13 protein-coding genes are annotated in these 12,489 nt (G+C 44.7%); 3 read left to right on the top strand and 10 right to left on the bottom strand.

From position 1 onward, the window contains the following. The first annotated feature begins 398 nt into the window (after positions 1-398). Entirely contained in the window at positions 399-1,535 is a 1,137-nt protein-coding gene (ytvI, locus tag PPRES148_RS09980) for a sporulation integral membrane protein YtvI (RefSeq protein WP_223128041.1), read from the top strand. A gap of 886 nt (positions 1,536-2,421) precedes the next feature. Here ytvI and PPRES148_RS09975 read toward each other — a convergent pair. The 5 genes from PPRES148_RS09975 to PPRES148_RS09955 form a co-directional block, all read right to left on the bottom strand. Next, the gene (locus PPRES148_RS09975; protein ID WP_149454512.1) at positions 2,422-2,787 is read right to left on the bottom strand and encodes a hypothetical protein; all 366 of its coding nucleotides are present in this window, start codon (positions 2,785-2,787) and stop codon (positions 2,422-2,424) included. A gap of 957 nt (positions 2,788-3,744) precedes the next feature. Further along, positions 3,745-4,089, bottom strand: coding sequence for a hypothetical protein (locus tag PPRES148_RS09970; protein ID WP_149454511.1), 345 nt, complete (start codon positions 4,087-4,089; stop codon positions 3,745-3,747). A gap of 154 nt (positions 4,090-4,243) precedes the next feature. Next, complete coding sequence (locus PPRES148_RS12460; protein WP_149454510.1) at positions 4,244-4,432, bottom strand: hypothetical protein; 189 nt, start codon at positions 4,430-4,432, stop codon at positions 4,244-4,246. Positions 4,433-4,538: 106 nt separating this feature from the next. Next, the gene (locus PPRES148_RS09960; protein WP_149454509.1) at positions 4,539-4,979 is read right to left on the bottom strand and encodes a DEAD/DEAH box helicase family protein; all 441 of its coding nucleotides are present in this window, start codon (positions 4,977-4,979) and stop codon (positions 4,539-4,541) included. 850 nt (positions 4,980-5,829) lie between these two features. Further along, positions 5,830-6,180 carry a hypothetical protein gene (locus tag PPRES148_RS09955; RefSeq protein WP_149454508.1) on the bottom strand — a complete coding sequence of 117 codons (351 nt, stop codon included), beginning with the start codon at positions 6,178-6,180 and terminating at the stop codon, positions 5,830-5,832. A 59-nt stretch (positions 6,181-6,239) separates the two neighbouring features. Here PPRES148_RS09955 and PPRES148_RS12110 point away from each other — a divergent pair, with 59 nt between their 5' ends. Beyond that, complete coding sequence (locus tag PPRES148_RS12110; protein ID WP_187820979.1) at positions 6,240-6,401, top strand: hypothetical protein; 162 nt, start codon at positions 6,240-6,242, stop codon at positions 6,399-6,401. A gap of 279 nt (positions 6,402-6,680) precedes the next feature. On the opposite strand, the gene PPRES148_RS09950 is transcribed toward PPRES148_RS12110, so the two are convergent. Further along, positions 6,681-7,031, bottom strand: coding sequence for a hypothetical protein (locus PPRES148_RS09950; protein ID WP_149454507.1), 351 nt, complete (start codon positions 7,029-7,031; stop codon positions 6,681-6,683). Between the two features lie 59 nt (positions 7,032-7,090). On the opposite strand from PPRES148_RS09950, the gene PPRES148_RS12105 reads away from it, so the two are divergent. Next, positions 7,091-7,252, top strand: coding sequence for a hypothetical protein (locus tag PPRES148_RS12105; protein WP_187820979.1), 162 nt, complete (start codon positions 7,091-7,093; stop codon positions 7,250-7,252). A gap of 279 nt (positions 7,253-7,531) precedes the next feature. On the opposite strand, the gene PPRES148_RS09945 is transcribed toward PPRES148_RS12105, so the two are convergent. From PPRES148_RS09945 to PPRES148_RS09930, 4 genes are all read right to left on the bottom strand, one after another. Then, complete coding sequence (locus PPRES148_RS09945) at positions 7,532-7,894, bottom strand: hypothetical protein (RefSeq protein ID WP_149454506.1); 363 nt, start codon at positions 7,892-7,894, stop codon at positions 7,532-7,534. A gap of 148 nt (positions 7,895-8,042) precedes the next feature. After that, the gene (locus tag PPRES148_RS09940; protein WP_187820978.1) at positions 8,043-8,885 is read right to left on the bottom strand and encodes a transposase; all 843 of its coding nucleotides are present in this window, start codon (positions 8,883-8,885) and stop codon (positions 8,043-8,045) included. Between the two features lie 25 nt (positions 8,886-8,910). After that, on the bottom strand, positions 8,911-9,303 hold the full coding sequence (locus PPRES148_RS09935) for a hypothetical protein (RefSeq protein ID WP_149454504.1): 393 nt from the start codon (positions 9,301-9,303) through the stop codon (positions 8,911-8,913). Positions 9,304-11,161: 1,858 nt separating this feature from the next. Next, positions 11,162-12,100: a lipoate--protein ligase family protein gene (locus PPRES148_RS09930; RefSeq protein ID WP_149454503.1), complete on the bottom strand. Its 939-nt coding sequence runs from the start codon at positions 12,098-12,100 to the stop codon at positions 11,162-11,164. Positions 12,101-12,489: the final 389 nt, after the last annotated feature.

Below are 12,489 nucleotides of genomic sequence, written 5' to 3'. Positions count from 1 at the left end.
AATCTATACGCTTACCACAATCCGAATGGACAAAATTTGCAATGGCACTCTCGCCCCCCGAGCCACCCCATGCGAAACTTCCGTACCCCTCTGTTATACGCCACGGACTCCCACCATTTGCCCTCTTTACGTCCCAACCTGTGACTGCTGCTTATCCAAGGTAAAAACCAGTCTTTCAGGGCCAATTATAGCCAGTCCATCCAAGCAATTCAAATGAACGGCTACCCAGAAGATTATCCGTCCCATAAATTCTAACGAGGACACCCTATTAGGTCAGCAAAAAAACCATCCGCGAATTGTGAAAAAAAAATCCTAACGATCCGCGCTGGAAAAAGAACGACGGTCGCGTTATCCTCAGAAGGGTACAAGTCAAGCTACCCAGAATGGAGGAACAATTGGTGACATCCTTTTCTATACCCCCACCTTGGAAACGTGCGTTCATTCTGCTCATCTGGTTTCTCGCGCTGTTTCTCTTTCTTTGTTACGGCTTAGGACTCATTTATCCTTTTCTACTGGCTTGGATTGTAGCTGCCTTCTTACATCCCGTTGTTGTCTTCCTGGAAAAACACCTTCGTTTGCCACGCTGGCTCGCCATTCTACTCGTACTCTCTTGCATAGTGGTTGTCACTCTTACAGCAACTACCCTATTGGTCATCGAAACGATAAAGGGATTCGCTTATTTCATGTCCCTCCTGCCCGAACTTATGAACGAAATACAACGGGAAATCCTTTTCCTTCAAAATAACCAAACAGTACAGGAACTTTCACGAGTTTTTCAGTCGCACTTCACCGAGTATCAGTCTCATTTTTTGCAAAAAATAGTGGATAGCTTAAGCTTCTTTACACAAAAGGTAACGGCACTCATTGCCACATCGATACAGGGGATTTATAATCTACTCACTCATTTCCCCTCTTTTCTGATTTTCTCCATCTTCTCCCTCCTAGCCACTTTCTTCATTCTACTCGATTGGTACCTCCTTCGTCATTGTCTGCGCGGACTCTTGCCTCATCGTGTACGGAACAAATCCGGTGTTGTACTCAGCGACATCCAAAAAGCCCTTGTGGGATTCGTACGTGCCCAGATTCTACTCATTCTCATAGCCTTCGTAATCATACTCACGGGACTGTGGATTCTTCGGGTCCCCCATGCCATTACCGTCGCGCTCTGCATCGCAGCAGTAGACCTGCTTCCCTATCTGGGGGTGGGGGCTGTTATCATTCCCTGGTCGATCTATCTATTCATAATAGATAGCTATAAGATGGCGATAGGCTTGTTGATCCTATGGGGTATCGTTTTCCTAACGCGGCAATTCATTGAACCCAAGCTGGTGGCCACCCATGTGGGGATGTCCCCTTTGCTCACCCTCATAGCCATTTTCGTTGGCTTGCAGATCTTCGGGTTCATTGGAATCCTGATCAGTCCCTTGATCGTTATCTTCCTGCTAGCCCTGAGACGAGCCCATGTTTTTGAAGACCTTCGCATGTATATACTCACAGGTTCACCCCGTCCCCAGAAACGCCCCCATACGGACTGAGTATCTCCACCCAAAATAGGGCCCTAACAAAATCCGAATCCATCTTGTCCATGGGATCAAGTGGATTGGCTCTGATCATAGAGAACCACCACAATTATAGAATCGCAATTCATCCTGAACAAGGGGGCAAATACCCGACGAAACACAACAAATGGGGGTGATTCTGAACCCCCCTGGTGAAAAAATAATGGCCAAAACAAAAACAACCGAACCAGGGCCTTGTATTTCCAAATACCACATCATTCATTTGGGAGAATTCAGTAACCGAAGGAGAACAAACCATAAGGAGGGGAGAAAAAACAACGAATCATCTGTCCCTATGGACCTCATGACATGAAAGAAACTCTTGCATTCCCCATGGTACCTACTAAGTTGTGTATAACAAGGGGGGCCTACCGGATGACTTTAAATGGTCTTAAACACTAGTTTGTGATAACCTCTTTGGGAGGATAAACGCCTTTTATGGAGGTTCTTGGAAGAACATGATCTTTAGTGTACATCCTTCACTTGGTCGATTTTTCATAAAAGGGATCCCAATGAAAACCATCGTGCCAATGGATTCATCAGTCCTAATGCCTGGGAATGATCCTACAATTTTCTGCACGGGGATTCCCAAACACTAGAATTTGTCCTCCCAAAATCGCACAGATTTTTTATTTGGGTTGGGATCATCACATACTATTGCGATGGATCCTAATTTCCTTGAAAACCTCTGTCCTCAACGACATCTCCATAAATACTGATATACAATGATATTATTTTTAATGTATAATTACGTCAAATTGAACCATAGACGCATAAGATCGTGTGGATTTATGAGACAAAAGGGAATGAACGCTATAGTAAATCCAGGGATAAGAAAAGCTAATGGGACCCTTATGACCCATCATGCTACGCCCAACGGGCGGGACCGACGATGGGACGAACGAGGGCGAGATCGATGAGGGGATGAATGAGAGGGTCGGATACTCAATTTCTTAATCCTATGTTTTTTGGATAATGATGGTGTACTAGGACGCTCCCTCGGAGGCGACCCTGCGTTGCGAATGAAATGTGGGTTGGTACGGGGAAAAGTATGGGTGCCCTGTGTTTGAATCACACTAAACTGTCTCTTAAAATTCTTTTGCGATGAAACATGCGAAGATAAATACCACCAGAGGCTCATGCCCCCACACAAACCCAATATGAGAGCTAAGTTCATCCATTGCCAACGTCGACAGGGAATCCAACGTTGGTAGACATGTTCAGACAACGGATCATACCCCCTTTTTCGCAATGGTACGGCCGAGAATACCCAATGAGGAGGAGAGCAGGAATACAATCGAAATGCTACTTCCCGAAAACAGAACCCCGTGGGCCGGAGTAATCGTCCCAACCTGTGTTTTCATGTATTAAGAATATTGTACAGAGGACATGAATCCAATCCCTGTAAAACACATGATCTGTGAGACATCCATAGCCCAAGTGGGCCAACCCACCGCGAATGAAATTCCTCGCACCTGTGCCCAAATAGTAAAATGATCTCTTTTCGATCCTAAATATTGACTACCCACGCGCACCCAAAATTGAGGGAACCGTGGGATAGCCCCCTATTGAAAGGTGATACCCTAAATATAGGGAATGATGCCAATGGATGGAAATGAATGGACCTAACTATACGAAATTATAATCCTATAGGCAATGAATCGCAACTTTTTCAACATAAAAGGAATAAATGTACACCAATGAATGGGTCCAAACCCTCCATAGATTCTGAGTCTGTTGCACTATTCATATTCAAAGTTATAGTTTATCATTTTTACTTCAAAGCCTATTTCCCAGTATAAAAAATCACTCGCATGCTGAATCAAACTGATTAGCCTGATCCTTCCCTCGTCTTTGATTGTAAGGAGGAGTGGCGCAGACGGCGGCAAGAGGGGTCTTCCCATCCGGAATACGGTCCCCATCGCCCATCGAGAATCGAATCGGGGATACACCAACGCTTTGTACTATAAAAATTATTATATAAATAAAAAAATTCAGGTAATCACCCTATACGAATCGTACCTTTTGCCTCCCCCTCCTTACTAGCTCTGTGACAAAAGCCCACTTCTTGTTTTGCTCCAATTCCGGCAATAAACCAATAGCATCTTCTCTCTCCATTTCCAACATTCGCTCATCCGCCGCGGATCAACAAAGGGAAAGTGAGACAGACCACTTCGACGAACATCTAAAAACTCCCCTGATTCCCCCCAAATCCCTTTCCGTAACCATAAATCCATCTTGGAAGGATTTTAAAATCCCTATTCTCTTCACGCTCTGCTCCGTCTACGGATCGGCAACAAATACACATATAGAAGACTTTACTTCCCAACCCCACACAACCCCGCAACGGATACAACTGTGCCCATCCAAAACAATCAGCCGCTTCAATGATCATCATCGTCACATTGGAATCATTTGCACCCACTCCGATCACTGTCGTAGCCACCACACCTATACATCCATTCGACACAAAAGCCTGTATTTCCTCTTCCCTTTGCAGGGGATCCAAACGATTATGTAGTGAGCCCATCCTATGGGGGACAAGCTGTTTTTCAACTCCTGATACCGCTGCCCTGCATAGTCAATATCCCCCTCATGTATAATATAGCCTCAATCCTCAGACCAACTATAGTAATCTTTCACCCCGTTCCCATACAACCCATAAACATTTCACAAGCTGTGGGCTACTTCGCTGACCGTGCCCAAAATAGGTATCCACAGGCTTTCCTCTCCTCGATCTCTCCCATAACGAGGATATATCCCATTCTTCGAAAACCGTTACCGTCGGGGTGCGGGGGAATGGGTGTCGTCGCATAGTCATAACACAACAGGCCTGGGTAGAAGTCCCCTAGCATACAAAGCAGCACGCCCAAACGATACCCCCCCATCCGTCACCACTAGCCCTAACCTGGTAAATTCTACATGATCCTAAATCAAACATGCGTCCCTACAACCACATCCGCCCAACGACACGGTGCCTTACGTTGAGCCCGTGCCAACATCCAAATGGTCAACAAAACGAGACGACCCCCCAAAAAGGTACCATCGCATTAGGGCGGTGTAATGTTGACATGTCAAGATCCTCGTCGGTACCATACAGGAACCCTGATGACCACTGGACACATTGACATATAAAGCGAGTACTGCGACAACAGTTCTCCCTATACCCATATTCCCTTGAAGAAAACAATGCCTAGATGGGGGAATATAGATCCCCTTAGCGTCCAATGAATACCAATGGACGAATAGGTTCCCATACTTTTCTTGCATGTACTGAATCCACCTGCGGTCCTTTCGCATGCTATTGGGTTTCTTGTACTTTTTTTGGGCCCGCCAAGTCAAAACATGGTCATCGAAACTGCGTAGAGCTTTTCTTAGATGTGAGGGATAAAGAGCTCCATATCGGTATCCTGGTAGCAAGGTAACCCCCAACTCATCACATACCAACCGGGGAAAATAACAGGGGTAGGATGGCGACCTACCCCTATCCCTCTGCGATTTTGGGAGTGCAACCCAAAATAACCATTAGTAATCAATTTTCACGTGCAATCTTCCGAAAAGTGATACTTTTAACCGAAAATTACTTATTAATTAGAATAGAAATATTTATATATATTGTTTTTATACTTAATTAACAATGTAAATATTTACTTAATATATTTTTTTATTCTTAATTTAAATATTATGGTTGTTTTTATACTGTTTTCTGCAGTAGAATCATTCATTTGTATTGTAAAGAGGGGACGCGACTAAGGTACCGGGGCCCATTTTATCGTTTGCCTCCCGATGACCCATCAAGATCCAGAAACCCCTTATTTTCTCAATTCCTATCCCTATTCTTAGTGAAACATTCGGAGGGTTGCAATCCTGTAACTCTTTAGTTTATAATTCGAAAGTAACTTTTCCTATTTTGATCCTATTCAGAGAGTCGGGTTTGTATTTTGGAGATGGTACAAAAAGAAAGGGGATTGCAGTTTATGAAATTTCCTAAGTATAGAGGGTTTGACCTCAAAAACATAGCTTGTTTTCTTTTTCTATTAGGGGGGCTCTTTCTGGGCTTAACTGACGTGTCGGCTGCTTGTACGGGGAGAAACGTTGATTGCGCTGCACAGTATGCCACTTGTATGAAGAAAAACTACGAAGCGCAATGCTATGCGAGTTGTATGAATAAAAAATACGAGGCCAAATGCCCTGCGAAGAAAAAAAGGAGTATTAAGAAGGTTAGCAGACGTACATGTCATACACCCCCCCAACCGTGTTGGTCCAGATGTTAGATCCCTTGGTGTAATAGAAAAACCCAAAAACAGGTTCCACATAAGGGTCGACGTAAAGATTGTTTCGTAAGGATTCTGCCTATTTGGGTACCAGTCTGGTATTGCATTCTTCGTGCCCCTTTCTGTTGTGTTTGTTCGGGTTCCTGTCCGAATATCGTCTGATCCAACCCGCGATCAACCCCTCTTTCTGAAGATGACGGACGACCTGGGATCAATTGTAAGCCAATTTCTTTGCCCGTTCTCACCTGTGCATACTCCATCCTACCGAGTATCTTTCGTCCTAGCGACTTACAAGCGATCCCTTTTATAGAGGAAATAAGACCCATCCATTTCTGAAGAATCTCCATAGGTCTTTTCGTTTGAGTGGGCTACAATCCCGTGCCCATTCCCCCCGAGTTAGTGGTACATGAGGTTGGTCGAGGGTCTTGCCACCAGGGCACTGATTGGTCTTTCCATCCTCTCCCTTCCTGAACCAGTTTTGATCCTATTTTCAGGGAATCGGGTTTGTATTTTTGGAGTGAATATGGTGCAACAAGAGAGGAGATGTGCAGTTTATGAAATTTCCTAAGTATAGAGGGTTTGACCTCAAAAACATAGCTTGTTTTCTTTTTCTATTAGGGGGACTCTTTCTGGGCTTAACTGACGTGTCGGCTGCTTGTACGGGGAGAAACGTTGATTGCGCTGCACAGTATGCTACTTGTATGAAGAAAAACTACGAAGCGCAATGCTATGCGAGTTGTATGAATAAAAAATACGAGGCCAAATGCCCTGCGAAGAAAAAGAGGAGTATTAAGAAAGTTAGCAGACGTACATGTCATACACCCCCCCAATCGTGTTGGTCCAGATGTTAGATCCCTTGGTGTAATAGAAAACCCCAAAAACAGGTTCCACATAAGGGGCGACGTAAAGATTGTTTCGTAAGGATTCTGCCTATTCGGGTACCAGTCTGGTATTGCATTCTTCGTGCCCCTTTCTGTTGTGTTTGTTCGGGTTCCTTTCCGAATATCGTCTGATCCAACCCGCGATCGACCCCTCTTTCTGAAGATGACGGACGACCTGGGATCAATTGTAAGCCAATTTCTTTGCCCGTTCTCACCTGTGCATCCTCCATCCTACCGAGTATCTTTCGTCCTAGCGACTTACAAGCGATCCCTTTTATAGAGGAAATAAGACCCATCCATTTCTGAAGAATCTCCATAGGTCTTTTCGTTTGAGTGGGCTACAATCCCGTGCCCATTCCCCCCGAGTTAGTGGTACATGAGGTTGGTCGAGGGTCTTGCCACCAGGGCACTGATTGGTCTTTCCATCCTCTCCCTTCCTGAACCAGTTTTGATCCTATTTTCAGGGAATCGGGTTTGTATTTTTGGAGTGAATATGGTGCAACAAGAGAGGAGATGTGCAGTTTATGAAATTTCCTAAGTATAGAGGGTTTGACCTCAAAAACATAGCTTGTTTTCTTTTTCTATTAGGGGGACTCTTTCTGGGCTTAACTGACGTGTCGGCTGCTTGTACGGGGAAAAACGTTGATTGCGCTGCACAGTATGCTACTTGTATGAAGAAAAACTACGAAGCGCAATGCTATGCGAGTTGTATGAATAAAAAATACGAGGCCAAATGCCCTACGAAGAAAAAAAGGAGTATTAAGAAGGTTAGCAGACATACATGTCATACACCCCCCCAATCGTGTTGGTACAGATGTTAGATCCCTTGGTGTAATAGAAAAACCCAAAAACAGGTTCCACATAAGGGCCGACATAAGGGTCGACGTAAAGATTGTTTCGTAAGGATTCTGCCTATTTGGGTACCAGTCTGGTATTGCATTCTTCGTGCCCCTTTCTGTTGTGTTTGTTCGGGTTCCTTTCCGAATATCGTCTGATCCAACCCACGATCAACCCCTTTTTCTGAAGATGACGGACGACCTGGGATCAATTGTAAGCCAATTTCTTTGCCCGTTCTCACCTGTGCATCCTCCATCCTACCGAGTATCTTTCGTCCTAGCGACTTACAAGCGATCCCTTTTATAGAGGAAATAAGACCCATCCATCTCTGAAGAATCTCCATAGGTCTTTTCGTTTGAGTAGGCTACAATCCTGTGCCCATTCCCCCCAATCGTGTTGGACCAGATGGTAGGTCTCTTGGTGTAATAGAAAACCCCAAAAGCAGGTTCCCCGTGGGGCCAATGTGAAAATTGTTTCATAAGGATTTCTGCCTATCCAGGTACCAGTCTGGTAGGGTCTCCGCTGTTTATAGCGGGTGGATGAACAGAGGCTTTAGGATATGAAATTATTGCATGAATCAGGCAGGCAGTATTATGGAGTAGCATATGGAGAACGGATTGATCCCTTTGCTCTGCCGCTGAGTACGTTCGGTCGGTCAATCTTACGGTTCTTCCCCCCGTTTTGTTGGGTTTGCCAACGCACTGATCCGCAAAGGGGCACTTCTTGCAATCCTCCCTATTGAAATAAGCCACACTGGTCCCGCTCCCTGGTTTTCCCCCTGGTTTGTACCGGCTGTTCTCGGGTTCCTTGTTTGCCGCGCATCGTGTAATTTCCTTTGTTCTTTTGTCTCGCACAAACGTGCTTGCCCTCAATTGATTGGGGTTCTCCCTTTGGCCCGTCATATTGGTGAAACATAGGGAAATACCCTTTGATTGGGCCAGCTCGCTGATCTCATGGCTGTAGTACCCTCCATCGGCACACGACTGCATTCCAACATGGGAAACCCATGTTTCTATGTACTCCTTCGCAAAGGTCGTATCTGGATGCAGGGAACCTCTCAGATCAAAGAAGGAAATCAGGCTTATTCCCTTCTCTCCATCACGATCCTCTACGATCTGGCCGGAATATCCCCAACATTCCTGTTTGTTCTTCTTCCTGTACTGAGCATCAGGATCATAAGGGCTTTGTAGACTACCAGAACGCACCTTGGGGAGCATCCTGAGATTTCCTTGTTCATCCTCCTCCGTCTGTTCCCAGATCATCCTTTCTAGCAATGCATACTCCTTGGTTGATCTGATTTCGTCATATTCAGAGGCGTAGTTCCTTATAGCCAAGCAAACTCCAACTAGCTCCGCAGTCCTATGATTGCTGACAATCGATGTCTGTTTGTTTGCATCCCTTTTCCAAAAAGACCCCCCACTCCGCGGGGAGGGGAATCTGAAGTTCAGCCGAGATACAAACCACATTTTTTGCCACCAGATAAATCATTTCATTATGGGTTACTTTCCTTATGTTGCTGTTGATTAGTGTGCTATCCATTCTACGGCAGGTGGATATCATACCTACTATTGACTTTGAAAAGGTGGTGAAGTTCTGAAAGGAACCCTGTGTACCATTGCATCTTGCTTTCTCCTCGTATGCCAACAACCGTTTCCTGCCATCATATAATGTCCTTCTACCTATAAGGGGCTTTCCTTTCTTCCCCCCCAGAGCTTCAAAAAATAGTCCCTCCCGTGGGAGACGTTCGATCAATTCCCTGTCGGTCCACCCGAAGGTCTCTTTAACGAACTCCATGGTTAGGGTAAATTGGTGGAACACCAGTGCCACTGATCCGCAAAGCATTCCATCCATTCCTCTACCTTTTCCAAATTCGATTGTTCCATGGTACAATGCTTTGAGACCATCTGTTATCAACCTCCTTTTTTATGATATAAAGAGGATTGTATAGAAATAACAGATGGTCCTCAAGTTTCTTTAGCAGTAATTTTCAGGTGAAACATAAAAGTTGTTTCGAATGTGTATGGGAGGAAGGGGTCACATCTTGTTTTGTGTATATATTTCAGAATATTATTATAAATATCGATGGCCCAGCCGTAATTCGAAAACCGAACTGCTATGGATAATATTATTTCTTAAAAGTATATATAATTATTTTTATGAATCCGCAAAGGATCATTTCCCATTTTTATTGGAACCTCAAGAAACAATTGTGAACCTTGTTAACAGCACCAGCACCAGCACCAGTGATAATTCCGGCTCTTGGCCAAACTTCGGACCTGGGGGTTCAGTCTTAGGAGTGGGGGCTGAACCATGGTTCGATAGATCAAATGTATCGTGGTAGGTTTCTGTGTTTACATCTACCCAGATTTGGATTCTCCCCCACTGTATTCCAAGGTATTCTTGTGGGAACACAGTAGTACATATACATTGTTTTTATAAAATTTAAGTTTTATATGTTATAATAATTGGCAACTCACCCTCTATCAGGGAAAGAACTGTGCCACCAAGCTTGACTTTCGCCAACGTTTTGGGGTTCGGATTTGGAGGAACTATGAGAACCTTGCTATCGTATGTCGCAATAGCCACCTGAAAAACAATCAGGGGGTAAATTTCCGGAATGTTTCATAAGATTAATATAGTGTTTAATGCACATAAAATAAAATAAAAATGCATTCAATCAATAATTTTGGATACATAATAGAAAAAAGAACATACTTTTGTTTCTATTTATTTTATAAATTAATAGAGACAAATGCTCTTCGGCATGGGCTCGTGTACAATAAACTGAATAAACAAACTAATTATGGGGAAGAGTGGGCCCCATCTAATTCATCCTTGCAATCCAGAATTAGGAAAAAACCGCCCAAGGATATTCCGGGTCCGAAGTTTGGCCAAGAGCCGATTCTTCCAGCATCAGACTGGGTATCCGCTCCATCTCAATATCTATTACACCCCTGAATCCCGCAGTGGTAGAGTCCTGTCCAACCCATTATTTTCTGAATTTACAATAAATTAGTGATCAAAGGAACCTTTATAAATATAAGATAAATACCCCTGGGATACAAAAACAGGAACAGTGTCATAACAAAATGTTATTATGTTACTCAATTGCTTTACGAAAAGGTGAGACTAGATTCATAGATAGGGCATTCCCCACAAGAAATTACACGGTCCCATCACTATGAATAAAAATAGAATGATATAATAAAATACTATATAAACTTTATTTAAATAAAAATGTATACCCCTTTTGTTAGCCACCCTCACTATAGTGACATAGGTAAAAAAGGGGGGAAGAGCTAGAAAACCGAAATATATGTTTTATATTTTAATATAGTAAATTTATTTTATATAGTAGTCCATGGGGGAAGCACCTCAAATGGGGGGAAATCCTCCCCCAAAAACCCTGTTCAGAAATTCACACCCCCAACGGGATGCTGCCCCATTCGGGCGGGCGCCGGAGCAGATTGCAGATTGAGGAAAATGGGCGAAACGCAAATATATTGGTCCCACGGATCCCCATTGCTGTTTCCATACATCCCCATACCCACGAACCGAAAATGCCTTTAATGGGTTTCTGCAACTTTACCAACAAACCCACCCTACTACACTACACCTTGGACAGACCGGACCAACAACGTTCATATCCGCAAGGAAAGGGTTCATATCGCCTACGGTTCCATGTCCAAGTTGGGGAACTATATACGCTAGACTGCAGACGCGCAACCATCCCTCTCTCCCAAGAAGTTAGGAAACCTTTATGCCATTTCACACCCAATAGTGTAGAAAGACCATCTGCCAGGGAACTACAGAGAACGGAAACACAAGGCAATGGGGACAACAGATCCGACAACGGCACCGATGCGATCATCTGTTGCTGTGCTAGCCGATACCAAGGATGGGTTTTTCGCACCCCCCCCAACCGCCCATGATCTGTTAGCCGCAAATGACGCAAACGAAGAGAACCGTGTTGTAGGACAATCCCACGAGAACAAATCTGAGCGTTACCCCCTAACTTTCGCCCACCAATCACCAGGGAACCGGAGGCTATCATAGAAAAACAAGCAGCCGCCCTTCCCCCCATTGTGGTAGAACGAGCCGCTGATACATCCACCCACACACCCATTTTTGCCAAACCAACGGCCAAACCAGTAGCCAAAAAACGTGTCAACCCGGCTACTGAAGTAGGTAAACCGGGATGATAACGGGAAAGAACAAGGGAATAGGTAAGCTCTTCACCGTGCCAAACAGCCCGTCCCCCCGTAGGACGTCGAACCATATCCACTGACCCAAGTAAAACATTTCGCTCTACTTCCCCTGCCCGTTGTCCTCCCACCATGTCCTGAAAACGTCCCAGGGATAACGTTGGCCGCTTCCATCCGTAAAAACGCAGGGTAGGTGGCCCGTGGTGGCTATGCATCGATCCCAATAGGGCTTCATCCACAGCCATATGATAAGCCGCATCCCCAATCTCGTAGGCTAACAAACGCCAGGGGGAATCCACCCCCCCAGGTTCGCTGATGAGTTCCCTTCCCCTTTCATCCTCCATTTCTCTTCACCTCCCCCATTTAGAAATGAACCCCCCAAGGGGTAAAAAAAAACACCCTGCGAAGGCCATTTCAGACCGAAGCACAACACCTTCACCCCGTAATTGGATGAATCAGGTCCAGCCCTTCCCCACTAAGATTCATTGTGAACCCATGCAAAGGAATTCAGGAACTTCAACGATCCTCCTGCAGGAATTTCCCAATGCTATGGGCTTACATCCGCAACATGAACCCAACCTCATGGTTGGTACTTTCCAAATCAATAGGACCATCGATAGCACCGCCCTCTTTGCATACAATAACAACCTGGGCGGCTCCAGGGAAAGGGATAGGCAATCCTCGCTTACGCTACCAGGAAAATAAACCATATACCGAAGCCGCCCATAACAAA

Source organism: Pasteuria penetrans, from assembly GCF_900538055.1.
Taxonomy (GTDB): Bacteria; Bacillota; Bacilli; order Thermoactinomycetales; family Thermoactinomycetaceae; genus Pasteuria; species Pasteuria penetrans.
The sequence above is the reverse complement of the archived record's forward strand: the minus strand, read 5'-3'. Positions and strand labels throughout refer to the sequence as shown.